21 protein-coding genes and 1 tRNA gene are annotated in these 23017 nt (G+C 66.0%); 12 read left to right on the forward strand and 10 right to left on the reverse strand.

Going from position 1 to position 23017, the window contains the following annotated elements:
- The first annotated feature begins 2 nt into the window (after positions 1-2).
- Genes trbL through PKE71_RS06390 form a run of 5 tightly spaced genes read left to right on the forward strand, consistent with a single transcriptional unit; the run spans position 3 to position 4513 of the window.
- Positions 3-1292, forward strand: coding sequence for a P-type conjugative transfer protein TrbL (gene trbL, locus PKE71_RS06370; protein ID WP_271186111.1), 1290 nt, complete (start codon positions 3-5; stop codon positions 1290-1292).
- Entirely contained in the window at positions 1289-1978 is a 690-nt protein-coding gene (gene trbF, locus PKE71_RS06375; protein ID WP_271186112.1) for a conjugal transfer protein TrbF, read from the forward strand. Before trbL ends, trbF begins: the two co-directional genes overlap by 4 nt.
- Positions 1975-3015: a P-type conjugative transfer protein TrbG gene (gene trbG / locus PKE71_RS06380; protein ID WP_271186113.1), complete on the forward strand. Its 1041-nt coding sequence runs from the start codon at positions 1975-1977 to the stop codon at positions 3013-3015. The genes trbF and trbG overlap by 4 nt, the downstream gene beginning before the upstream one ends.
- 5 nt (positions 3016-3020) lie before the next feature.
- Complete coding sequence (locus PKE71_RS06385; RefSeq protein ID WP_271186114.1) at positions 3021-4253, forward strand: TrbI/VirB10 family protein; 1233 nt, start codon at positions 3021-3023, stop codon at positions 4251-4253.
- A gap of 2 nt (positions 4254-4255) precedes the next feature.
- Positions 4256-4513: a DUF2274 domain-containing protein gene (locus PKE71_RS06390; RefSeq protein WP_271186115.1), complete on the forward strand. Its 258-nt coding sequence runs from the start codon at positions 4256-4258 to the stop codon at positions 4511-4513.
- Here PKE71_RS06390 and PKE71_RS06395 read toward each other — a convergent pair.
- From PKE71_RS06395 to PKE71_RS06405, 3 genes are read right to left on the reverse strand one after another with little or no spacing between them, the layout of a single operon-like run.
- Positions 4455-5333, reverse strand: coding sequence for a LysR family transcriptional regulator (locus tag PKE71_RS06395; protein WP_271186116.1), 879 nt, complete (start codon positions 5331-5333; stop codon positions 4455-4457). The two genes, PKE71_RS06390 and PKE71_RS06395, sit on opposite strands and share 59 nt — an antisense overlap.
- Positions 5334-5388: 55 nt before the next feature.
- On the reverse strand, positions 5389-6093 hold the full coding sequence (locus tag PKE71_RS06400; RefSeq protein WP_271186117.1) for a glutathione S-transferase family protein: 705 nt from the start codon (positions 6091-6093) through the stop codon (positions 5389-5391).
- Complete coding sequence (locus PKE71_RS06405; protein ID WP_271186118.1) at positions 6090-6536, reverse strand: DoxX family protein; 447 nt, start codon at positions 6534-6536, stop codon at positions 6090-6092. The genes PKE71_RS06400 and PKE71_RS06405 overlap by 4 nt, the downstream gene beginning before the upstream one ends.
- Before the next feature lie 93 nt (positions 6537-6629).
- Here PKE71_RS06405 and PKE71_RS06410 point away from each other — a divergent pair, with 93 nt between their 5' ends.
- Complete coding sequence (locus tag PKE71_RS06410) at positions 6630-7073, forward strand: MarR family winged helix-turn-helix transcriptional regulator (RefSeq protein ID WP_271186119.1); 444 nt, start codon at positions 6630-6632, stop codon at positions 7071-7073.
- 340 nt (positions 7074-7413) lie between these two features.
- Here the strand turns inward: PKE71_RS06410 and PKE71_RS06415 are convergent, their stop codons facing one another.
- The 4 genes from PKE71_RS06415 to PKE71_RS06430 all read right to left on the reverse strand — a co-directional run bounded on the left by PKE71_RS06415 (position 7414) and on the right by PKE71_RS06430 (position 11108).
- The gene (locus PKE71_RS06415) at positions 7414-8022 is read right to left on the reverse strand and encodes a hypothetical protein (RefSeq protein ID WP_271186120.1); all 609 of its coding nucleotides are present in this window, start codon (positions 8020-8022) and stop codon (positions 7414-7416) included.
- 35 nt (positions 8023-8057) lie between these two features.
- Positions 8058-8134, reverse strand: a tRNA-Arg gene (locus tag PKE71_RS06420).
- 266 nt (positions 8135-8400) lie between these two features.
- On the reverse strand, positions 8401-9180 hold the full coding sequence (locus PKE71_RS06425; RefSeq protein ID WP_271186121.1) for a copper resistance protein B: 780 nt from the start codon (positions 9178-9180) through the stop codon (positions 8401-8403).
- Entirely contained in the window at positions 9180-11108 is a 1929-nt protein-coding gene (locus PKE71_RS06430; RefSeq protein WP_271186122.1) for a copper resistance system multicopper oxidase, read from the reverse strand. Before PKE71_RS06430 ends, PKE71_RS06425 begins: the two co-directional genes overlap by 1 nt.
- 283 nt (positions 11109-11391) lie before the next feature.
- On the opposite strand from PKE71_RS06430, the gene PKE71_RS06435 reads away from it, so the two are divergent.
- The 6 genes from PKE71_RS06435 to PKE71_RS06460 all read left to right on the forward strand — a co-directional run bounded on the left by PKE71_RS06435 (position 11392) and on the right by PKE71_RS06460 (position 20473).
- A complete protein-coding gene (locus tag PKE71_RS06435; protein ID WP_271186123.1) occupies positions 11392-12303 on the forward strand; it encodes an alpha/beta fold hydrolase in 912 nt (303 codons plus the stop codon).
- A gap of 101 nt (positions 12304-12404) precedes the next feature.
- On the forward strand, positions 12405-13034 hold the full coding sequence (gene eda, locus PKE71_RS06440) for a bifunctional 4-hydroxy-2-oxoglutarate aldolase/2-dehydro-3-deoxy-phosphogluconate aldolase (protein ID WP_271186124.1): 630 nt from the start codon (positions 12405-12407) through the stop codon (positions 13032-13034).
- 156 nt (positions 13035-13190) lie between these two features.
- Positions 13191-14720: an MFS transporter gene (locus PKE71_RS06445; RefSeq protein ID WP_271186125.1), complete on the forward strand. Its 1530-nt coding sequence runs from the start codon at positions 13191-13193 to the stop codon at positions 14718-14720.
- Between the two features lie 121 nt (positions 14721-14841).
- Complete coding sequence (locus PKE71_RS06450; protein ID WP_271186126.1) at positions 14842-15954, forward strand: efflux RND transporter periplasmic adaptor subunit; 1113 nt, start codon at positions 14842-14844, stop codon at positions 15952-15954.
- On the forward strand, positions 15951-19061 hold the full coding sequence (locus tag PKE71_RS06455) for an efflux RND transporter permease subunit (RefSeq protein ID WP_271186127.1): 3111 nt from the start codon (positions 15951-15953) through the stop codon (positions 19059-19061). The genes PKE71_RS06450 and PKE71_RS06455 overlap by 4 nt, the downstream gene beginning before the upstream one ends.
- A 2-nt stretch (positions 19062-19063) precedes the next feature.
- The gene (locus PKE71_RS06460; RefSeq protein WP_271186128.1) at positions 19064-20473 is read left to right on the forward strand and encodes an efflux transporter outer membrane subunit; all 1410 of its coding nucleotides are present in this window, start codon (positions 19064-19066) and stop codon (positions 20471-20473) included.
- Here the strand turns inward: PKE71_RS06460 and modC are convergent.
- The 3 genes from modC to modA are packed head-to-tail and all read right to left on the reverse strand — an operon-like array spanning position 20439 to position 22970.
- The gene (modC, locus tag PKE71_RS06465; RefSeq protein WP_271186129.1) at positions 20439-21530 is read right to left on the reverse strand and encodes a molybdenum ABC transporter ATP-binding protein; all 1092 of its coding nucleotides are present in this window, start codon (positions 21528-21530) and stop codon (positions 20439-20441) included. The two genes, PKE71_RS06460 and modC, sit on opposite strands and share 35 nt — an antisense overlap.
- Positions 21520-22194, reverse strand: coding sequence for a molybdate ABC transporter permease subunit (gene modB, locus PKE71_RS06470; protein ID WP_271186130.1), 675 nt, complete (start codon positions 22192-22194; stop codon positions 21520-21522). Before modB ends, modC begins: the two co-directional genes overlap by 11 nt.
- The gene (gene modA, locus PKE71_RS06475) at positions 22191-22970 is read right to left on the reverse strand and encodes a molybdate ABC transporter substrate-binding protein (protein ID WP_271186131.1); all 780 of its coding nucleotides are present in this window, start codon (positions 22968-22970) and stop codon (positions 22191-22193) included. The genes modB and modA overlap by 4 nt, the downstream gene beginning before the upstream one ends.
- Between the last annotated feature and the right edge of the window lie 47 nt (positions 22971-23017).

The raw sequence follows: 23017 nt of genomic DNA on the forward strand, positions 1-23017 counted from the left end.
ACATGGGCGGCGTCGGCGTCATCGATCGGTTCCTGGAGGTCTTCGCCTCCTACATCGACTCAGGCTTCGGCCTGCTCGCGGGCGACGTCGCCTTCCTCGCGACCACGCTCATCGTCATCGACGTGACGCTCGCCGCACTCTTCTGGGCCTGGGGCGCCGATGACGACATCATCGGCCGGCTCGTCAAGAAGACGCTCTTCGTCGGCATCTTCGCCTACATCATCGGCAACTGGAACGCGCTTGCGCGCATCGTCTTCGAGAGCTTCGCCGGGCTCGGGCTTGTCGCCACCGGCGGCAGCATCAGCGCCGCGGAACTCCTGCAGCCCGGCCGGATCGCCGAGGTCGGACTCGAAGCGGGACAGCCGATCCTCGCTTCGATCGCCGACCTCATGGGCTTCGTCTCCTTCTTCGAGAACTTCATCCAGATCGCGATCCTGATGTTCGCCTGGATCGTCGTCGTGCTCGCCTTCTTCATCCTCGCGATCCAGCTCTTCGTGACGCTGATCGAGTTCAAGCTCGCGACGCTCGCGGGCTTCATCCTCGTGCCCTTCGGTCTTTTCAACAAGACCGCCTTCATGGCCGAGCGCGTGCTCGGGCTCGTCATCTCCTCCGGCGTCAAGGTGCTGGTGCTCGCGGTAATCGTCGGGATCGGATCCACGATCTTCGGCGAGTTCACCGCCGGATTCGCGGTCGAGCCGACCATCGAGGACGCGATGGCCGTCGTGCTCGGGGCGCTGTCGCTCCTCGCGCTCGGTATCTTCGGCCCCGGCATCGCCAACGGCATCGTCTCCGGCGGTCCGCAGCTCGGCGCGGGCGCGGCAGTCGGCACCGCGGTCGCGGCTGGCGGTACGCTTGTCGCTGGAGCGGCAGGCGCCAAGATGGGACTCGCCGCCGCGGGGGCCGCCGCCAGGGGTGGAGCCGCTGTCGCGGGCGGCGCCTCGACCGCCTACAGCATCGGCGCGGCGTCGGGATCGACCACGGCGGGCAAGGTCGCGGGTGGCATGACCGCCGTCGGCCAGGCCGGCATGAGCGCGGCGATCAACCCGCTGAAGAAGAGCCTCGGCGACAGCTACCGCTCCGGCTCGCGCGCCGCTTTCACCGCCACCGGCGGCCAGTTCTCGAACAGCCCTTCCGCGATGCCCGCTCCTGCGAATGACGGCCCGCCCGCCTGGGCGCGCCGCATGAAACGCCAGCAATCCCTCCACCACGGTGTCGCCACCGCCGCCCATGTCGTCCGCTCCGGCGACCATGGCGGCGGCGGAACATCCGTCAGCCTCTCGGAGAAACCATGAGCCTCTTCAAACGCCCCAGCGTCAGATACTCCAAGACCCCCGAACCGGTCACGCCCTATCAGAAGGCCGCCCAGGTCTGGGACGAGCGCATCGGCTCGGCCCGCGTCCAGGCGCGCAACTGGCGGCTCATGGCGATGGGCTGCCTAATCCTTAGCACGGGCACCTCCGCCGCGCTGGTCTGGCAGTCGACCCGCAGCACAGTCGTTCCCTACGTGGTCGAAGTCGACCGGCTCGGCGCGGCGCAGGCCGTCGCGCCCGCGACAGAGAACTTCCGCCCGACCGATCCGCAGATCGCCTTCCACCTCGCGCGCTTCGTCGAGAACGTCCGCCAGGTCCCAGCCGACCCGATCGTGCTGCGGCAGAACTGGCTGCGCGCCTACGACTTCACCACCGACCGCGGCTCGGTCGCGCTCAACGACTACGCCCGCGTCAACGACCCCTTCGCCCGCGTCGGCGACGAACAGGTCGCGGTCGAGATCTCCTCGGTCATCCGCGCCTCGGACTCGAGTTTCCGCGTCGCCTGGACCGAGCGGCGATACCTCAATGGACAGCTCGCCCGCACCGAGCGCTGGACCGCCATCCTCACCGTCGTCCTGCAGCCGCCGCGCACCGCGGAGGCGCTCCGCAAGAATCCCCTCGGCGTCTTCGTGCACGCCATCAATTGGTCACGGGAGAACGCCCAATGACAGACACGATCCGTGCGACACTTCGCATCTCAACACTGATCTTCACCGCAGCCCTCGCGGGCTGCGCCACGAACCCCCCGCTCGAGATCGCCTATGACGATCCGGTCGCCGCGACGCTCATCGCCGATCCCCTGCGCCCGGCCGAGATCGTCGAGCGCCCCGAACCGCTGCCTCTTCCCGGCCAGCTCATGCGCGTGGATGCCGACGACCGTCCGCCCGAGGCCGCGGAACCTGCCGAGCGGATCGACCAGGCCAACGCCGCTGCGCGCATCGAACCGGTGCGCGACGGGTTCATCAACGCCGTGCAACTCTATCCGTATTCCGCCGGCGCGCTCTATCAGGTTTACACGTCGCCCGGACAGATCACCGACATCGCGCTGCAGCCCGGCGAAAGCCTCGTCGGTTCCGGTCCGATCGCCGCCGGCGACACCGCGCGCTGGATCATCGGCGACACCGAGAGCGGGTCCGGCGAGAGCCGCCGCATCCATATCCTCGTCAAGCCGACCCGCCCCGATCTCACCACCAACCTCGTCATCAACACCGACCGGCGGACCTATCACCTCGAGCTGCGCGCCACGCCATCGGCTTACATGGCGTCGGTCTCCTGGACCTATGCCGAGGACGCGCTGATCGCGCTGCGCCGCCGGAATGGCGAGGCCGAGGCCGCACTGCCGATCTCCCGCGAGGTTGCGCTCGAGGATCTCAACTTCCGCTATCGGATCGAGGGCGACCGGCCGCCCTGGCGCCCGCGCCGTGCCTTCGACGATGGGCGGCAGGTCTTCATCGAGTTCCCGCGCGGCATCGGTCAGGGCGAGATGCCACCGCTCTTCGTGATCGGACCCGAGGGCGAAGGCCAGCTCGTGAACTACCGCATCCGCCGCAACTACATGGTGGTCGACCGGCTGTTTGCCGCTGCCGAGCTGCGTCTCGGCGATCGTCAGCGCGCCGTGCGGATCGTGCGCACCGATGGGGTCAGGCGCGGCGCGCACCGGGATGAAACGGTCGTCTCGGCCTCGCGGCCGGACGATGATCGGTGAGCGCCATGAGCAATCCTGAAACCGACCGGGAAGAGAAGGAAGCGGGGCGCCAACCGATCCGAGATACGCCGCGCTCCGAGAAGGACATCGCCGCCGAACTCCGCCTGCGACCCGATCCGCCCCGCGTCATGCGGCTGTCGCGGAGAGCCATCGCGGTGCTCGCCGGCGCAGGCGGGCTCGGGCTAGCGGCAATCCTGATCGTCGCGCTGCAGGACGGGGGCTCGATCGACGGACCGGCCGAGCTGTTCTCGACCGAGCGTGTCCAGCAGGCTGAGGGCCTGATCGGGCTTCCGAGCGATTATGGCCAAGTGCCGCAACTCGGCCCGCCGTTGCCGGGCGAACTCGGTCGTCCGGTCCTCTCGGCGCAGCGGCGGGGCACGCCGGTCCCACCGGTGTTCACACCGGCGGCGCCGGCGGTCGATCCTGCGGAGCAACTCCGCATGCAGGAGGAGGAAGCTGCCCGACTGAGCCGCCTGTTCGCCGAGGCCAACACCGCCGTGAACGCGGCCGCGCCTCCAAGGAGTACGGTCGCGCCTCCGGCAGGAGAGTTTGGCGCGTTGTTCCCGGCCACGGCGCAGCAGGCAACGCAGCTCGACGAAACGGACCGCAGAGAAGACTTCCTGAACCGCGAGGTGGATCGCCGCACCACCGCCGCCGACAGGCTGCAACCGCCGCCGAGCCCCTACGTACTGCAGGCGGGGTCGGTGATCGAGGCGGCGCTACTCACCGGCCTGCGCTCCGACCTGCCGGGCCAGATCAGCGCCCAGGTCACCGCCAATGTCTACGACAGCCCGACGGGGCGGTTCCTGCTCATCCCGCAGGGATCCCGCCTCCTCGGCGAATACGATAGCCGCGTCGCCGCCGGCCAATCGCGGCTGCTGCTGGCCTGGACGCGGCTCATCCTGCCCGACGGGCGGTCGATCGTCCTCGAACGCCAGCCCGGCACCGACGAGGCGGGCTATGCGGGCCTCCAGGACCGGGTCGACAACCATTGGGGTCGGGTGTTCCTTGCCGCGGGCTTGGCCACGGTGCTCAACATCGGCCTCGAGACCGGGCGCGACGATGACAGCGACATCGCCCGCGCGATCCGCGAGGGAACCCAGGACACGATCGGTCGCACGGGCGAGGAGATCGTGCGACGCCAGCTCCAGATCCCGCCGACGCTCACGATCCAACCGGGCTTCCCGGTGCGGGTCATGGTGACGCGGGACCTGATCCTGGAGCCGTTAGGAGACTGACGATGACGAAACTCAAGCTTGGCGCGATCCCCGACGACAAGCCCGTCAAGCTGACGGTCGAACTGCCCGCCGATGTCCACCGCGACCTCGCCGCCTATGCCGAGGTCTTGGCGCGCGAGACCGGCCAGACCCTCGAACCGGCCAAGCTCATCGCGCCCATGCTTTCGAGGTTCATGGCGACGGATCGCGCGTTCGCAAAGCTCAGAAAAGAGCGCCGCTCCGCTTCGCCTCGATCCGCGCCAGGCTCAGAAACCGCCTGAGCGCGGGATTGTCGTTCTCGGGACGCCAGGTAATGGAGAAGGGAACGGTCTCGTCCACTTCGCCGATTGGAACGAAGGCAACGTTCGGGTAATGGACGCCGCGCCAGTGATCGGCGACCAAGCTGATGCCGACTCCAAGCCCGACCAGGTTCATGATCCCTTCCCGGCCGAGTTGATGCCGCCGAACTGTCGCCGAGCGTCCGAGATCGCTGAGGTGACGTACAATATAGTCATGGATCTCAGGACCTGGTTCGTGCGTACTGACGATGAAGGCGGCGTCGCCGACATCGGCCCAAGCGAGGCGATCTCTTTTGGCATAAGGACTGTCGGTGGCAACCGCGAGAAAGACGTTTTCGCGGTCGAGCAAGAGGCTGTCCCCAAGTTCGGCGGGCGGTTCGCCAGCCGCAATCACTACATCAATGGCCCGGTGACTGAGCTGTGATAGAAGCCTGTTCCTGTGAGACTCACTGAAACTGACGTCAATTTGCGCATGAGCGTGCAGGAATGATTCGATGAGGTTTCTCACAGAACCATGAGAGAGAGACGCTATAACGCCCACGCGCAATTCGCCGTTGTCGGCGACTCCTGCAGCCTGTGCGGTGAATATGGCGGCATCGAAACGACTAGCGATCTCTCTGGTGTCGTCGGCGAAGCGCGTGCCGGCACGGGTAAGCCGAGCACCGCCCTGCCAGCGTTCGAACAGAGAAACGCCAAGCATGTTCTCCAGTTTTTGAATACGGCGCGTCACCGCCGATTGAGCGACGCCAAGTAAAACTGCGGCCTTTCGGAAACTGCCAGCCTCAGCAACCGAGAGAAACACTTCGAAATCATATAGCTCGACGCGCCGGAAATGTCTGAGAGCCCGAGTCATACCGCTACAATCGAGCAGGACTCCCAGGGAGTACCTCACCTGCTTCGACGCTCATCAGACCCGTGAGGTGGGAGTTTCGCGCCTTCAGGAAAGTCCAGAGGCGCGCATCATAGTCATCGGGCACTGCCGACCGGATCGACGGTCTCTCTGCAAGAAATGCACGCCAAGCAGCCAGTTTGGGTTTGCCCGCCAGCACGCCGAAATCGCCGATCCTGTCGAAAGTGTCGAAGTAGCGAAAGACCGGCCCGAACACGGCATCGACGAGGCTAAAGGACTTGCCGCCGAACCATGATTGGCCGGCGAGGCGGTCTTCCAGACGGGCGAACTTCGCCGCCATTGCTTCCGTTTTCGCAACAAAGGACCGCTCGTCCTTGGCGTTGTAGAAGCCGGCGATGTCACCCAGGACAGCCGAGCCGAATTCGATCCAGGAGCGGTGCTCGGCCCTGGCGAGCGGGTCGCGCGGGTGCAGCGCCTTGCGCTGTGTCTCCTCAAGATACTCTAGGATGACGGCGGATTCGAAGACCGCCGTCTCGCCGACTTTGAGCACGGGCGTCTTGCCGAGCGGCGACAGGGCGACGAACCAGCCAGGCTTGTTGGAGAGATCGACATAAACGCGTTCGTGCTTCACCTTCTTTTCGGTCAGGGCAATGACCGCACGCTGAACATACGGGCAGAGGTGGTGGCTGATCAGGGTAAGCTTCGCCGTCATGTCCGCTCTCTCGAAGCAAGTGCCGGAATGACTGCGCCGATGGGACGCGAGGGAACGAGCGCGTAGCGTCCGTCGCCGAGCATGAATTGGCAGACGGCCAGCAGCGTCAGGTAAAGCGGATATTCCCAGCCGCCATTCTCGTACCCGAACATCCAGCCGTTGCCCCAATGCGCCCAGGTCGCGCCGGCGAGGATCGGTGCAAGGCCGAGGGCGACCCAGCGCGTCTGTATACCGAGCACCAGAAGTATCCCTCCGACCGCCTCGGCGGCGAAAACGACATAGGCGAACCACCCCGGCAAACCGATCGATGTGAAGAACTGGGCCGTGCCCGGCAGCGTGAAGACGAACAGCTTCAGTAACAGGCTGTGCGCGATGAACATGACGCCCAGCGCCACGCGCAGCAGCGTGACGGCGAAGGGCGCAATCTTGGGGTCGAGTAGCATGCGGATCTCCTTGATGCAGATGAATCGACATATACATGCACATGCATGCACCGTCAATCTTGATGCAACTGCATCTTGTTGGTATGAAGGCTCATGCCAAACGAAAAGCGCGATCTCTCTGATGAAACCGTGACAGCCTGGGCGCGGCTGGTCCGTATCTCGCAGGCCGTGCTCTCGAAGGTTGAAGCTGATCTGAAGGCAGCGGACCTGCCGCCGCTCTCTTGGTACGACGCACTTCTGGAGTTGGAGCGTGCGCGGCCCGATGGGCTGCGTCCCTATCAGCTTCAGGAACGTATGCTGTTGGCTCAGTACAACATGTCGAGACTTACCGACCGGCTGGCAAAAGCGGGCTATATCGAGCGCGAGGATTGTTCCGATGACGGACGCGGACAGATTCTCAAGATCGACTCTGCGGGGCGCGGCTTGCTACAGCGAATGTGGCCAGTCTACCGGAAAGCCATCGCGGCGCATTTCGCGGAAAAGCTCGACACCGGCGAGACCGCGGCGCTGTCGCGGATGCTCATCAAGCTCCGCTGACAGCTCTCATCTAAAAGCAATCTCCCTCGGCTATTCTAACGGTCGCGTATACGCACCACGCTCTCGCCGCCGGGAAAGATCGCCGAGTCATCGTCGGCGATCACAGTATTGTTTCCGCCGTCGAAAATACCCGCCTCGTCCCCGTCCTTCTAGTTTGGACCGATCAGCACGCGAAGGGCGGTGGCCCCATCCGACAGGCGTAGACCGTAGAACCAGATCCGGCGGTCGGGTTCGCTTCCCGACCCGTAAACGAGCCTTGGGGTTCACTGATCGTCGTTACTCCGCTGATCTGGAGATCCTCACGCGCCCAGGCGAGCTTGGAATTCCCGGCAGTCTCATCCTATTGCATAATCGCGATACCGGTGGCGCGGTCGGACTCGCCGTCTTCCGGTCCATCCGGCGTATATCCGGAATAGTTGCGACGACGATCTGGTCGTCGAGCGCGGCCGGCGAATTCTCGATTGTGTCGATTAAATCTGGCAGATCGGATATCAGCGGCGCGGGGGGGACCAACCGGAAGCGGCAACGCGACCAGCCGTGAAGCCGAACGGTCCTGACGATCACAGCGGATCGCGCCCGTCCAGACATCTTCCACGGCGCAGCGCGCGCCCACGGCCACGACGAGGCGGCGCCCGCCCGCCTCGACAATTGTGGGCGTTGTTCCAGTGCGGCCGCGAGAGGCGATCGGCGTCGATCCCAGAAGCGAAATCCGGTTTTCAGCCGGATCGTAGCGGACCGCCACCATCTGGTCGTCGAACGGAATATATTGAGTGTTCGAATCGTTCGGACCGCGCTCCATCGGGCTCTGATTGCTGGGGCAGGTGAGATCCGAACCCACAGGCACGTCGGAACCGAACGGGTCGATGCACTTTTCAGCGCGCCCGAGTGAGCCGCTTGCTTCCGCAAAATGGCCACGTAAGCACCGCGTAAGCACTATTTCCCGATTCATGGAAATTTTTAATATGCTGATTTTATGGAGAAAAGTGGCGCACCCGAGAGGATTCGAACCTCTGGCCTCCGCCTTCGGAGGGCGGCGCTCTATCCAGCTGAGCTACGGGTGCATACCGTTCGCGAGATGCTTACGCCATGCTTACGCGAGATTTTCGTCGACATGAAGAGCGAACCCGATATCCGCTCAAGCCGTTGTTTAGTCACTTCTTTCTTCGACCGCCACGAGCCATTGCCAGACTTGACATCCGCCTTCGGAGGGCAGCGCTCTATCCAGCTGAGCTATGGGTGCGCGAGACGGGGAGGCTTAGCCGATACGCGGGGCAAGTGCAATTGGCTTGCTCCGGCCGTCGGCAGGCTGATGTCAGTGCTGCAGCGGTCAGAACCAGACACGCAGTCCGGCGACCAGGGCGGTGTTGTCGGTGCGCCCGCCGGCGGCTCTGGCAAAATCGCCCGTGTCTCCCAGCTGCCGGCTCCATTCGACACCGGCATAGGGCGCAAACTGCCGCCGGATCTCATAACGCAGGCGCAGACCGGTCTCGATCGTGCCGAAGCCGGATCCCACGCCGAGCTCGGGGATCGCCTCGGCCGACCAGGTCAGCTCGGCGCGGGGCTGCAGGATAAGGCGCTGGGTCAGGCGCAGCTCGTATTCGGTTTCGAGGACGCCGGTCAGCTCGCCCTCGTCGGACAGGAAGAGCGCAGCATCGATCTCGAACCAGTAGGGCGCCTCGCCCTGCAGGCCGAGCACGGCATGGGTGCGGCCTGTCTCGGGCTCGAAGTCGTGGCGGATACCGGTCTGCAGGTTGAAGAAGGGCGAGACAGCGCGGCTGTACAGGACCTGGACGTCCAGCTCCTCGAATTCGTCGTGATCGAAGGAATACTCGGCCTCGCTCTTCAGCCAGACGCGATTGATGGCGCCGCCATACCAGGCGTCGATATCCCACAGGAGCGCCTCTTCATCGTCACGCTGCTGGCGGATCTCGAACCGGTCGGTGCGGAAGAAGAGGTGCCGTGCGCCGCCTGTTGCGTGATGAAGCGCGGCGCGTGCCGCGGCCATCTCCTCGGGCGGATAATAGGCGTCGGCCTGGGTCTGGGCGAGTGCGGTGCCGGAGAAGGCGGCAAGTGCCGCCGCGGCGATTGTCGGCAAAAGGATGCGCATCAGTGGTGATCCCCATGACCAGAGTGGTGCGACATGGGCTCCGGCGCCGGGCTTGGTGCCATGTGGTGGCCGGCATGCGGGTCGGGCCGTGCCGCCGGCGCGGTGTCGGGCAGAACCGAGACGACCTGCATCATGCCCGCATGCATGTGGTAGAGCAGGTGGCAGTGGAAGGCCCAGTCGCCCACCGCGTCGGCGGTGATGTCCAGCGACAGCTTTTCACCCGGCTTGACGGTGATCGTGTGTTTGCGCGGCTTGTGCGGATCGTCGTCCGCGCCGGTCACCACATCGAAGAACATGCCGTGCAGGTGGATGGGGTGGGGCATCATCGTGTCGTTGACGAGCGTCATCCGCAGGCGCTCGCCTTCGTGGAACACGATAGGATCGACGACTTCGGAAAAACGGACCCCGTCGAAGGACCACATATAGCGTTCCATGTTCGAGGTGAGGTGAACCTCGATCTCGCGGCCGGGACGGCGCATGTCGGGATTGGGCGTCAGACTTTTAAGGTCAGTATAGACCAGCACCTTGTGGCCGGCATTCTCCAGCCCGGCGCCGGGTTCGTGCAGGCGGCTGACCGGAGCTTCGGCGAGGCCGACGACACCCGGGCCTGCCGGGTGGTCGTGCCGCTGGGGGGCGGTGGCCTCCGGGGCTGGAGCGCCATGCGTCATTGAGCCGTGACCCATCGCACCGTGATCCATTGCGCCATGATCCATTGCGCTCTGTGCGGCCGTCCCGTGCCCCATGGCGGCATGATCCATGCTGGCATGTCCGCCAGCATCATGGTTCGTCCCGCCATGTCCCATTGCACCGTGATCCATCGCCATGTCGCGCATGGTGAGGGTCGGCCGCGGGCGCAGCGGCGGGACGGGCGCAGTCATTCCCGGACGCGGCGCCAGCGTGGCGCGGGCAAAGCCGGAGCGGTCGATGCTCTCGCACATCAGGGTGAAGGCCCGGTCCCCGTGCGGTTCGACGATCACGTCATAGGTCTCGGCCGGGCCGAACTGGAATTCGCCCACCTCGACCGGCTGCACATCCAGACCGTCAGCCTGGACAACGGTCATCGGCAGGTCCGGGAAGCGGACATTGAAGATCGTCATGGCCGACGCATTGATGAAGCGCAGCCGGATGCGTTCACCGGGATTGAACAGGCCGGTCCAGTTGTCCTGCGGCCCGTGCCCGTTCACCAGATAGTCGAGCGTCGCGGCCGTCACGTCCGAGATATCGGTGGGGTTCATCCGCATGCGGCCCCAGGCCATCCGGTCGCGCAATGCGCTGCCCAGGCCCTGTTCGCGCGCATCGCCGAAGAAATCGCCCAAAGTGCGCTGCTGGAAATTATAGGTGTCGGAGGACTTCATCAGCCGGTCGAAAACCCGGTGCGGGCCCTCGAACGTGTAGTCGGACAGGACGATTACGTACTCCCGGTCGAAGGCGACGGGGTCGGTACCGGCCGGTTCGATGACGATCGGGCCGTAATGGCCCAGCTGTTCCTGCAGGCCGGAATGGGAGTGATACCAGTAGGTGCCGGCCTGGCGCACCGGGAAGCGGTATTCGAAGGTTTCGCCCGGACGGATGCCCGGGAAGGTAACGCCGGGCACGCCATCCATTTCGAAGGGCAGAAGCAGGCCATGCCAATGGATCGAGGTGTCTTCGTCCAGCGTGTTGTGGACCCGCAGAATGACCTCGTCGCCTTCACGCCAGCGCAGCAGCGGCGCGGGGAGTTGGCCGTTCACCGTCACGGCAGGTCCGCTGCGTCCGTCGACGAGAACCTGCGCTCGGCCGACCGTCAGGTCGAAGGCCTGGCCGGCCAGCGGGCGCAGGCCGCCGAGATTGGCGGCGCCGTTCGACTGCGCCCAGGCGGGCAGCAGATTGGTGGCCGCCACGCCGCCGAATGCGGCGGCCGTTCCCATGAACAGGCGTCGTGAGATCACGCGCTTCACTCCCTTGACGATGCAGGCGGCCGAGTTTCCACTCTCCCCCTGCTGGAAGGTCAAGGCTGGTTGCGGCCGCTTGTGCAGTGGTGGCCGGGCTGGCCCCGTGAGTTGTTGCAGCATACTTTTTGCTCAAAAAGCTTGTTGGGTACGCGCTTCAATGCGTGTGCTGGCGTGACGATATGCGTGGTGCCTCCGGACCGATAATTCGGAAATCGCGAGCTGCGCTTGTCACCACACGGTACGGTGCCGCATAGTCCTGCGACAAAATGGAGAGAGCGACATGCCGCAGATCGATACCAATGGCCTGAAGCTGGAATATGACGAACGCGGGCCGCGGGACGGCAGACCGGTTCTTCTGATCATGGGGCTCGGGTCGCAGATGACCCGCTGGCCTGACCCCTTTCTCGACAAGCTCGCCGGGGATGGATGCCGGGTCATCCGTTTCGACAATCGCGATATTGGTCTGTCGAGCTGGTTCGACGAGGCCGGAATCCCCGATTTCGGTGCGATTGCAGGCGCCGTGGCGGCCGGCAAATCCCCGGCTCTCGCCTATTCGCTGGAGGATATGGCCGCCGACGCAGTGGGTGTGCTCGACGCGCTCGGTATCGAGCAGGCGCACATCGTCGGCGTATCGATGGGCGGCATGATCGCCCAGCTCGTCACCATTCACTATCCGGACCGTGTCCTGTCGCTCACCTCGATCATGTCCAGCTCGGGCAACCGGGCTCTTCCACGCGCCACGAAGGAGGCGCAAGCCATGCTGACGACGCCGGCGCCGAATCCGGAAACGGATCGCGACGCCTTTCTGGATCGGGCCGTGGCGTCGAGCCGGATCATCGGTTCGCCGGCCTATCCCCTGGACGAGGCCGTTGTGCGCGAGCGGGCCGCAGCCGATCTGGACCGTGCCTATCATCCTGCGGGCTTTGCACGGCAATACGCCGCGATCATCGCCGCACCGGACCGCCGAGCCCGGCTTGCGCAGATCAAGGTTCCCACCGTGGTGCTGCACGGGGCTGACGATCCGCTGGTACCCGTGGAGGCCGGTCGCGATACCGCGGCGAATATCCCCGGTGCTGAACTGGAAGTCGTGGAGGGCATGGGACACGACATCCCGCCTGCCCTGTACGGCCGGATCATCGCGGCCATTCACCGTGCAGCCGGGCGGGCGAGCGCAGAGGCCGCTGCGCAATAGCGGGGTGCTGGCGCGGCTGCGCGGCGCCGTTTCTGCGTCTGGCCACCGTCCTATGGTAGGGGTAACATCGCGAACCGAGCCCCAGCCCGACAGGACAATTCATGTCTATCACGACCGACGCCCTTGCCGACCTCGCTTCTGTCATTCCGGTTCTCACTGTCAGCGATGTTGCCGATGCGGCGCCCCTAGCTCGCGCCCTGGAGGCCGGGGGGCTCAAGGTGATCGAGATGACCTGGCGCACCGCAGCAGCGCTGGATGTCTTGCGGGCCATGAAAGCCGCGGCGCCGGGTCTGGCCGTGGGGATGGGCACCATCCGTACACCGGAGCAAGCGGCGCAGAGCGTGTCAGCCGGGGCGGACTTCCTGGTCTCGCCGGGGCTGACACCGAAGCTGGTCCCGGCCCTGCTCGATGCGGGTGTTCCGGTTCTGCCCGGGGTCGCAACCGCAAGCGAGGCCATGGCGGCGGCCGAAGCCGGTTTCGATCTGCTGAAATTCTTCCCGGCCGAGCAGGCGGGCGGGCTGGATTATCTGAAATCCCTGCAGGGGCCCTTGCCGGATATCCGCTTCTGCCCGACCGGTTCGATCACCCGCGAGCAGGCTCCCGACTATCTGGCACTGGGTAACGTCGTCTGCGTCGGCGGGTCCTGGATCGCAAGCAAGACGATGGTCGAACAGGGCGACTGGGCCGGCATTGAGGCCAATGCCCGTGCGGCGGCTGCAATGCGTACCTGACTTTCGTTTTTGACCTTCGCCCGGCTTGAGGGCGATGGTGAAGCTGTCTGAAATTATTGTTCCTGTTTAATTTGACTCCCTGGTCCCGCCATACTCAAACTTTGAAAAAGCGCCACAACCAAAAATGACGCGGCGCGCGAGGTCTGGGAGGACATATTGGACACTGTCGGCAGGACGGGTGACGGGCCCGCGCGCGAAACGGAAGGGCTGCCGCAGGCCGCCCCGGCTCTGAAGCGCTCCACGATCTTCCTGCATGGCTCGCTCGCCCTGCCTCTGGCCATCTATGGCTATCCCCTCGCGATCTGGCTGCCGGCGCACTATGCCGGCCATCTGGGACTGTCCCTGTCGGTGATCGGCCTGATCATCATGGTGGCCCGCTTCACCGACGTGATCACCGATCCGCTCATGGGCGAGATTTCCGATCGCGGCCGCACCCGTTTCGGCCGCCGCAAACCCTATATCGCGCTCGGCGCGCCGCTGCTGATGCTCTCGACCTGGTTCCTCTTCGTGCCGCCGGAGGGCGTGGGCCTGGTCTATTTCCTGATCTGGCTGACGGCCTTTTTCGCCAGTGCCACGATGATCCAGATTCCCTTCCGGGCCTGGGGTGCCGAACTGTCGAGCGATTATCACGCCCGCAGCCAGGTCACGGCGGCGCGCGAATTCTACTATCTGGGCGGACTTCTCTTGGCCGCGGCAGTGCCGATGGTGGTGGAGATCCTCGCCGATGGCGGCGCCGTCGGCCAGATATTCGCCTCGATGTGGCGCGATATCTCGGGTGCGTTCACCGGCGAGATCATGCAGCGCACGCCGATCAGCCGCGCAGCGCTGACCGGACCGGTCATGATGGGGCTTGCCGTCACGATCGTCGCGATTGTGCCCTTGCTCGCCGGCATCGTGATCCTGACGGTCAGCGAGCCGCCGCCCGCCGCGCGCGAGCGTGTGCCGATGATCGAGGGCTTCCGCCATCTCTGGCGCAACGGACCGATGCGCCGGATCCTGATCATCGCCTTCCTGGTCATCGCGGGGGAGAGTTCGCGAAACGCTGTCTCGCTCTTCTTCATCCGCGACATCATCGGCATCCCGACGATCGGTGCGGCCTATTTCCTCTATTTCATCGCCGGCATCGCCGCGATCCCCTTCTGGCTCTGGATGGGGCGCAGGATCGGCAAGCATCGCGCCTTCCTCGTGACGCTGGGCTTTGTCAGCGCGGTCAGCGCGGCAAACCTCCTGCTCGGCCGGGGCGATTATCTGCCCTTCTTCTGCCTGTTCATTCTCAAGGGATTTGCCTTCGGCGGCCTGCAATTCCTGCCTCTGGCCATGCTGGCGGATGTGGTCGATATCGACAGTGCCCGTTCCGGCGGCCGCCGGGCGGGCACCTATTTCGCTGTGCTCGGCCTGTCGGAAAAACTCGCCGTGGCCATCTTCACCGGCGTGTCGCTCAATATTGTCGGCCTTCTGGGCTATCACGCCTCGGCGGGTGTCGAGGGTTCGACCGAGATCGGTGTGTTGTCGCTGCGACTGGTCTATTGCCTCGGGCCGATCGTGCTCTATGGCCTGGCGGCGCCGCTGATCTGGTCCTACCCGTTGACGCCGGAGCGTCATGCCCGCCTCAGCCAGGGCGTTGAGCGCCGTGCACGCCGCATGGCCGCGGCCGCGCGCGACCAGGCGGAATTGCCGTCCCCCTGACGGGGCCCCGCATTCCTGATAATGAATCCCGGACTGGACCGACGGAATTCCTGTCCTACTTCGTTCAACAGGACTATGGGATAGCGGAACGCTATAGCTTCCAATCCGCTGGGAGGCCCGATTGACGGCTGGATTTTCGGTTCGCGGGGCCGTGCTGTGCACGGCGCTCGCTCTTTTGGTATCGGCATGCGGTGGCGAGCCTTCGGCCGGTGGACCGGCTGCTGGTGGCGCGCGCGCTGACGAGGCCATCCGTGTCGTCACCCAGCCCGTCCGCTTCGCACGCGAGCGCACTGATATCGAAGCCGTCGGCACCGCCCGGGCCCGTTCCACGGCAACGATCTATCCCGAGGCCGGCGGCATCGTGACCGGCGTTCCCTTCGTCACCGGCAGTCATGTCGAGGCGGGTGCCGTTCTGCTGCAGCTGGACGATCGCGAGGAACAGCTCGCCGTCAATCTTGCCCGGGTCTCCGTGCAGGAGGCCGAGCAGTTGCTGGCCCGCTATCGCCGCATCGAGGACACCGGCGCCATCTCCGCCAGCCAGATCGACGAGGCCCGCACGACGCTGGACGCTGCGCGTATCGAGTTGCAGCAGGCCGAGATCGCCCTGGACGAACGCACTGTGCGGGCGCCGTTTGCCGGACATGTCGGCCTGACCGACATCGACCCGGGTTCACGCATCACGCCGACGACGGTCATCGCCCAGCTGGACGATCGCAGCGTGCTGTTTGTCGACTTCTCGCCGGCCGAGCAGGTGTTCGGCCGCCTGCGTGAAGGCGATACCGTCACCGCCACGCCCTTTGCCGATCCGGACCTTGCCGTCGAGGCCGAGGTGATTGCCGTCGACAGCCGGATCGATCCGACACGTCGCACCTTCACGGTGCGCGCCAGCATCGACAATGAAGCCGATGTGCTGCGGCCGGGGATGAGCTTCCGCGTCGCCTTCACCATTGAGGGTCAGTCCTATCCGCGCCTGCCCGAGGCGGCGATCATCTGGGGCGGCAGCGGTTCCTATGTCTGGGGTGTCGACGGCGATACGGCGTTCCGCGTGCCGGTCGATATCGTGGCGCGCAATGAAGGCCATGTCCTGGTGCGCGGCGACCTGCAGGCCGGGGCCCGCATTATCACCGAAGGCGTGCAGAAGGTTCGTGAAGGCAGCCGCATTGTCGATGTCGGCGAACGGGAGACCGGGCTCGCGGTCGGTGGCTCGCCCATCGTCTCGGACGAAACCCGATGAGCCTGCAGCGCAACGATCTTCCCGCACTGGCCGTCAAGCGCCCGGTCCTCGTCGCGGTTCTCAACCTGCTGATCATCATCGGCGGCCTGGCCGCGCTGTTCGGCGTTGAAGTCCGCGAACTGCCGGACGTTGACCGGCCGGTCGTGTCGGTTACGGCGAACTTCCCCGGCGCTGCGCCGGAAACCGTCGATGCCGAGGTCACCAGCATTCTCGAGGGCGCCGTTGCGCGCGTCTCCGGCGTGCGGGAAATCGATGCGCAAAGCGAGGAGAACGGCTCGCGCATCCGGGTCGAGTTCAATCCGGGCGTCGATCTTGACTCCGCCGCCGCCGACATCCGCGAAGCCACATCGCGCGTCGCGCGCCAGCTGCCCGATCGCGTCGAGCAGATCCGGGTGGTGAAAGCCGACGACAATGCCGATCCCATCGTCCAGATGGCGGTACTCTCCGACGTGCATGACGAGGAGACGCTGACGGCCATCGTCGAGAACGACATCGTGCCGGAATTCCTCTCCATCGAGGGTGTGGCCAGTGTCGACATGTTCGGCGACCGCCAGCGCCTCCTGCGCGTGGTGATCGACCCGCTGCGCCTCAGCCGTTTCGGCCTCACCGTCGGCGATGTCGCCGATGCGCTCAGCCAGGCGCCCTTCGATGTGCCGGTCGGCAGTTTCCGCTCCGAGGACCAGCAATTGCTGGTACGGGCCGAGGCGACGGCTGCGACGCCGGAACGGGTCAAGGATGTGATCATCGACGGCAATACGCGCGTCGGCGACGTGGCCGAGGCCTTCTTTGCGCCGGCCGATGCGACCAATTTTGTCCGCCTCGACGGCCGGCCGATCATCGGGCTCGGCGTGGTGCGTCAGGCCCAGTCGAATACGATCTCCATCTCCGACGGGGTGCGTGACACGGTTGAGCGCCTGAACGCCCGCTTCGACGATCTGGAAATCCGCATCACCTCCGACGACGCCGTCTTCATCCGCGGTTCCGTGCGCGAGGTCCTGACCAGCCTGGCGATCACGGTGGTGATCGTCATCGCGACCATCTGGCTCTTCTTCGCCCGCTTCCGCGCCTCCCTGATCCCGTCCACCGCAATCCCCGCCGCCCTGGTCGGCGCGCTTGCCGGCATCTGGCTGCTGGGCTTTTCGGTCAATCTCCTGACGCTCCTCGCCCTGGTGCTGGCAACGGGGCTTATCGTCGACGATGCCATCGTCGTGGTGGAGAATATCCAGCGTCTGCAGAAGAAGGGGCTGGGCCGCCGGGCTGCGGCCGTGCTGGGCACGCGCCAGGTCTTCTTTGCCGTCGTTGCGACCACGGCGGTTCTGGTCTCGGTCTTCATCCCGATCTCCTTCCTGCCCTCGACGGCCGGACGCCTGTTCCGCGAATTCGGCTTTGTGCTGGCGCTGGCAGTGGTGATCTCGTCCTTCGTGGCGCTGTCCATCGTGCCGGCGCTTGCAGCGCGCCTCTGGCTGCGCTCGGAAAATCGCACACAGGGGCCGCTGGAGCGCATCGGCAGCCGCATCGCGGACGCCTATGGCAAGCTGTTGCGGCTCGCCCTGAACCGTCCGTGGATCACCGCAGGCATCATGCTGGTCTCCGCGCTGGGGGCGGTGTTCGCCTTCACCTCGCTCGAGCAGGAACTGGTGCCGCAGGAGGATCGCGGACGGATCTACATCTTCGCGACCGGACCGGACGGTGTCGGGCTCGACTTCATGGTGCGCCAGGCCGACCAGGTCGAGGCGATCGTCCAGCCCTATCTGGAGAGCGGCGAGGTGACGTCGGTCTTCTCCATCGTCGGACGCTGGGACCCCAACCGCATCTTCATGACCGCCACCCTGGCGGACTGGGAAGACCGCGATCGCAGCCAGCAGGAGATCATGGCCGAGATGCGCCGTCCGCTGTCGCAGATCCCGGGCTTGCGTGCCTCGGTCTTCGGACGCGGCAGCCTCGACATGCGCGGCTCCAGCCGCGGCGGTATCCAGGTCGCGCTGACCGGCCGCGAATATGCCGAGATCTATGAAGGGGCCCTCGCGCTCGAACGGGCCATCGATACGCAAAGCCGGATCCTGTCCAATCCGGAAATCTCCTACCAGCCGACCCAGCCGCAATTGTCGATCCGCATCGACCGCCGCCGCGCGGCCGATCTCGGCGTGCCGCTCAACGAGCTGTCCGTCACCCTGCGCGCCATGGTGGGCGGTGACGAGCTGGTCGATCTGAATGTCGGCGACCAGGCGATCCCGATCTTCCTGGAGTCCGCCAGTGGCGCCATCGACGACCCGACCGACCTGCAGAACCTCTATGTCCGCTCCAATGCCGGCGAGCTGATCCCGCTGTCCGCCCTGACCACGCTGGTCGAGGAAGGCGTGGCGGCCGAGCTGAACCGGACCGAGCAGCGCCGCTCGATCGATGTCGAGGCGGATGTCGCTGCGGATATCGCCCTGTCCGACGCCGTCGCCGAGATCGAGCGTCTGGCGGAGACAGTCCTGCCGCCCGGGATCGAGATGATCATGATGGGCGAGGCGCGCACGCTGAACGAAACCTCGCGCGACATGGCGATCACCTATCTGTTCGCCTTCGTCATCGTCTTCCTGGTCCTGGCCGCACAGTTCGAGAGCCTGACCAGCCCCGTCGTCGTCATCCTGACAGTGCCCTTCGGTTTGGCCGCCGCGGTCTATGCGCTGGTGCTGACGGGGACGTCCCTCAACATCTTCTCGCAGATCGGCCTGGTGATGCTGATCGGCCTGATGGCGAAGAACGGCATTCTCGTGGTCGAGTTCGCCGACCAGCTGCGCGCCGAGGGCAAGAGCGTCCGTGAGGCGATCGAGGAGGCGGCGACGATCCGTCTGCGTCCGATCGCCATGACGCTGATCTCGACGGTGCTGGGTGCCCTGCCGCTGATCCTGTCGACCGGGGCCGGAGCCGAGGCCCGCACCTCGATCGGCTGGACCGTGTTCGGCGGGCTGGGCCTGTCGGGCCTGTTCACCCTCTTCCTGACCCCGGTAATCTATCTGGGCGTCGCCCGGTTCGGCAAACCGCGCTCGGTCAATCTCGTCGAGCTGGAAGAGGAACTGGCCCGCGTCGAGAACGATCCCGACACCCAACCGGCAGAATGATCATGCGTCATGTTCCGAGTATCGCCCTTGCCGCGCTCGCGGCCTGTCTGACCGGCTGCACGGTCGGGCCCGATTATAGCGCGCCGGTGCCGGGCGTGCCGGACACCTGGTCGGAAGCGATCCCGGGCAGTGAAACCGCTCCGGAGACCGCCTGGTGGCGGGGCTTCGGGGATGAGCAGCTGGACACGCTGATCACCACGGCGCTGGACGAGAATATCGATGTCCGGATCGCGGTTGCGCGGCTGGCCGAGGCCGAGGCCCGGACCACATCCGAGCGCGCTGCCAACTGGCCGTCCGTCGATGCGAGCGCGGATGCGTCGGCGTCTGGCGATATTTCCGGCGATGCATCCTCCTCGACGGGCGCCGGTCTCGGAGCGGCGCTGGCTTTCGTGCCGGACGTGTTCGGCGGGCGCCGCCGCCAGATCGAACAGGTCGAGGCCACAGCCGCCGCCCGGCGTTTCGACATCGAGGACGTCAAACGCGTCACGGCAGCCTCGATCGCCGAACGCTATATCGAGCTGCGCCGCAGCCGGGCCCGGCTCGACCTGCTGACGACCTCGCTGGAGCTGCAGCAGCAGACGCTGGACATCGTGCGCCAGCGTGCCGAAGCGGGCCTGTCGGCCGATCTCGATGTGCAGCGGGCAGCCTCCGATCTTGCCCGCACACGCGCCCAGCGCGGCAGTCTCGATATTGCCGAGGCGCGGTCCCTGCACGATCTGGCGATCCTGACCGGCGCGGTTCCCGGCACGCTCGGTCTGGAGCCGGCCGCAGAAACCACGATCCCGGACTTTGCCGATCCCGTTGCGCCGGGTGTGCCGGCCGATCTCCTGCGCCGCCGGGCCGATCTGCAGGCAGCCGAACGTGACCTGGCCGCGGCCAGCGCCGCCATCGGCGTGGCCACGGCCGAGCTTTATCCCGCCTTCTCCATTCCCGGCAGCATCACTGCCGACCTGGGTTCGGCCGACCGGCTGGTCGGCGACACGGTCGCGCGGATCGGTGCTGCGGTCGACGTGCCGGTGTTCGATGCTGGCCGCCGCCGGGTCGGCGTCGACATCGCCGAAGCCCGGGCCGAACAGGCATTGCTGGCCTACCGGCAGACGCTGCTCGAAGCGGTCGGCGAGGTCGAGGACGCCCTTGTCTCTATCCGTGCCGTCGAGGCACGGACGGCAGAACTCGAGCGGGCCGTCGCCGCGTCGGAGCAGGCCTTCGACCAGCTCGACGCGCTCTACCGGGAAGGCCTGGCCAGCTTTATCGACATTCTCGATGCCCAGCGCACCCTGATCGACAGCCGCGAGTCGCTGCTGGACAGCCAGGCCGATCACGCCCTGGCGGTGATCGCGCTGCACCGGGCGCTGGGCGCGCCGGTCGATCCGGCGCTCAATCCTGGCGGGGTGCCAGACTCGCGCTCTTGATCAGTGCGATAACCGTATCGCCCGGCTTCAGCGAGAGCGCTTCGGCGGCGGCCCGCGTGATCCGGGCGCATAAGCGCTGCGTTGCCACCTCCAGCTCGACATCGCACCACGCCGTGTCCGGCCGGTCGGTGATGGCCGCCACCGTCGCGGGCAGCCTGTTTCGCACCGAGAGCCCGTCGACCGCATCCAGGGCCAGGGTGATGTCGCGGGCGGGCACGTAGAGCCGCGCCTCGCGTCCGACGGAGAGCCCTGTCAGCCCCGGCAGGGCGATCCGGTGCTCGCCGATATGCAGGTCGGTCAGGTGAAGACGCGCATCATGGCCGGTGATCCGGCCGGTCAGCACGGCACCCGGTTCGCCCGTCGTGTCGCCCGCTCCTTCAGAACCGGCGAGCCAGGCATCCCGCGGGCAGAGCGTGCCGACCCGTCCGTTTTCAACGGGCAGGACATGGTCGGCCATGACGGCCAGTTCCCGGGCAGAGTGGCTGACCACAAGTGCCGGCAATTGCCAGTGCGTGAGCCTTTCCCGCAGCACCGGAAGCAGGTTCTGGCGAAAGCCGGCATCAAGGGCCGAGAAGGCTTCATCCAGCAGGAGCAGCCGGGGCCCTGCCGACAGCGCCCGGCCGAGAGCAACGCGCTGGCGCTCCCCGCCCGACAGATCCGCGGTGCGGCGGGCCATCAGGGGCGCCAGCTGCAGCAAGTCGATCAGCTCTGCGCGATCAGGACCGTGACCGCCTGGCGCCGCGCGCCGGCCGGCATAGTCCAGATTGCCGGCGACGGAGAGATGGGTGAACAGCCGTGAATCCTGGAAGACCAGCGGGGCCCGGCGCCGGTGCGCCGGCAGGAATGCGGTATCATACTGCCATGTTTCGCTGTCGAAACGGATCGTATTACCGCGCGTCCGGTCCAGTCCTGCGATCACGCGCAGCAGGCTGGTCTTGCCCGCGCCATTGGGACCCGCAATGCCCGTCACGCCCGAAAGCGGCAAGCTTGCGCGGCCGGTCAGGCTGAACCCGCCGCGGCGGTGGTCGAGGTCGATGTCGAGCGTTCTATCCGGCATGGACGGGATACCGGCGATTGATGAGGAAAACGGCGACCAGCACGCTCAGCGACGCGGCGACAAGACCCAGCGCCAGCGCGTGAGCCGAGGCATAGTCCAGCGTTTCGACATGGTCATAAAGGGCGATCGAGACCACGCGGGTGCGCCCGGGGATATTCCCGCCCACCATCAGCACCACACCGAATTCGCCCACGGTGTGGATGAAGCTGAGCACCCCCGCCGTGATGAAGCCGCGCAGGCTGAGGGGCATGACAACCGAAACGAAAGCATCCAGGGGTGACGCGCCCAGGCTGGCGGCGGCGTCTCGCGGTGCCTGGCCGACCCGTTCGAACGCCGTCTGCAGCGGCTGCACCATGAAGGGCAGGGAGTAGATCACCGAGGCGATGACCAGTCCGGAGAAGGAGAAGGCGAGCGTGTCGCCGGTCAGACGCACCCACAGACCGCCGATTGCCGAACCGGGATTGAACAGGATCAGCAGGTAGAAGCCGATAACCGTCGGCGGCAGGACGAGGGGGAGTGCCGTGACGGCTTCGACTATGGGTTTGAAGCGAGTCCGCGTGTTTGCCAGCCACCAGGCCAGCGGCGTGCCGATCACGAACAGGATCAGCGTCGTGACCAGCGCCAGCTGCACGGTCAGCAGGATAGCAGGCAGGCTCTCGCTCACTCCGGCGCCTCATAGCCATGGGCGGCGATGATGTCGCGGGCTTCCGGCGATGCGAGGAAGTCCAGAAATGCGCGGGCGGCTTCGTTGTCATTACTCTGCTCAAGAAGAACCGCGTCCTGGCGGATCGGATCGTGCCAGCCGGCCGGAATGAGGTCGTAGCGGCCCGCCGGCGCACTGCCGGGGTGCCGGATCTGCGATAGCGCGACGAAACCCAGATCGGCATTTCCTGTGGCGACGAAGGCATAGGTCTGTCCGATATTCTCGCCGAAGACCTGGCGTGAGGCCGAGGCGGTCTGAAGATCCAGATGGGCCAGAACCTGGTGCGCCGCGGCGCCATAGGGCGCGAGGTCGGGACTGGCCAGGGCAAGACGCCGGTAGTCACCGGACTGCAGGCGCTGCAGCGGTGACGGGGTGCCGGCCGTGGCGTCCCCCGGCTCCATCAGGGCGAGCCGGCCGGTCGCATAGGTCTGTGCGCTGCCGGCAACCGCCAGGCCGTCTTCGACGAGGCGGGCCGGGCGCACGGTGTCGGCGGCTAGGAACACGTCGAACGGTGCCCCATTCACGATCTGGGCATAGAGGCGGCCCGTCGAGCCGTTCGAGATGATCAGCGTGTGGCCGGTGCCGGCGGAAAAGGCTTCGGCGAGGGTCTGCATCGGTTCGGCAAAATTCGACGCAACAGCCAGCCGCACGATGTCGGCGCGGGCCTGGCCGCCCAAGGCGGCGGTCAGGGCAGCCAGCAAAGCGACTGCAAGTCGCAGGAGGAGAGTCCGGGCCATGGGCGACAGATTGCTCGCAGCGCCCCGCCCGGTTCAAGCGCAAAGCG

This window comes from Maricaulis virginensis, assembly GCF_027922185.1.
Classification (GTDB): domain Bacteria; phylum Pseudomonadota; class Alphaproteobacteria; order Caulobacterales; family Maricaulaceae; genus Maricaulis; species Maricaulis virginensis.

What these genes read in the sequence shown, in the direction of transcription:
- trbL (WP_271186111.1), top strand. Translation starts at nt 3, where the DNA reads ATGGGCGGCGTCGGCGTCATCGATCGGTTCCTGGAGGTCTTCGCCTCC.
- trbF (WP_271186112.1), top strand. Translation starts at nt 1,289, where the DNA reads ATGAGCCTCTTCAAACGCCCCAGCGTCAGATACTCCAAGACCCCCGAA.
- trbG (WP_271186113.1), top strand. Translation starts at nt 1,975, where the DNA reads ATGACAGACACGATCCGTGCGACACTTCGCATCTCAACACTGATCTTC.
- PKE71_RS06385 (WP_271186114.1), top strand. Translation starts at nt 3,021, where the DNA reads ATGAGCAATCCTGAAACCGACCGGGAAGAGAAGGAAGCGGGGCGCCAA.
- PKE71_RS06390 (WP_271186115.1), top strand. Translation starts at nt 4,256, where the DNA reads ATGACGAAACTCAAGCTTGGCGCGATCCCCGACGACAAGCCCGTCAAG.
- PKE71_RS06400 (WP_271186117.1), bottom strand. Translation starts at nt 6,093, where the DNA reads ATGACGGCGAAGCTTACCCTGATCAGCCACCACCTCTGCCCGTATGTT.
- PKE71_RS06405 (WP_271186118.1), bottom strand. Translation starts at nt 6,536, where the DNA reads ATGCTACTCGACCCCAAGATTGCGCCCTTCGCCGTCACGCTGCTGCGC.
- PKE71_RS06410 (WP_271186119.1), top strand. Translation starts at nt 6,630, where the DNA reads ATGCCAAACGAAAAGCGCGATCTCTCTGATGAAACCGTGACAGCCTGG.
- PKE71_RS06415 (WP_271186120.1), bottom strand. Translation starts at nt 8,022, where the DNA reads ATGAATCGGGAAATAGTGCTTACGCGGTGCTTACGTGGCCATTTTGCG.
- PKE71_RS06425 (WP_271186121.1), bottom strand. Translation starts at nt 9,180, where the DNA reads ATGCGCATCCTTTTGCCGACAATCGCCGCGGCGGCACTTGCCGCCTTC.
- PKE71_RS06435 (WP_271186123.1), top strand. Translation starts at nt 11,392, where the DNA reads ATGCCGCAGATCGATACCAATGGCCTGAAGCTGGAATATGACGAACGC.
- eda (WP_271186124.1), top strand. Translation starts at nt 12,405, where the DNA reads ATGTCTATCACGACCGACGCCCTTGCCGACCTCGCTTCTGTCATTCCG.
- PKE71_RS06455 (WP_271186127.1), top strand. Translation starts at nt 15,951, where the DNA reads ATGAGCCTGCAGCGCAACGATCTTCCCGCACTGGCCGTCAAGCGCCCG.
- PKE71_RS06460 (WP_271186128.1), top strand. Translation starts at nt 19,064, where the DNA reads ATGCGTCATGTTCCGAGTATCGCCCTTGCCGCGCTCGCGGCCTGTCTG.
- modC (WP_271186129.1), bottom strand. Translation starts at nt 21,530, where the DNA reads ATGCCGGATAGAACGCTCGACATCGACCTCGACCACCGCCGCGGCGGG.
- modA (WP_271186131.1), bottom strand. Translation starts at nt 22,970, where the DNA reads ATGGCCCGGACTCTCCTCCTGCGACTTGCAGTCGCTTTGCTGGCTGCC.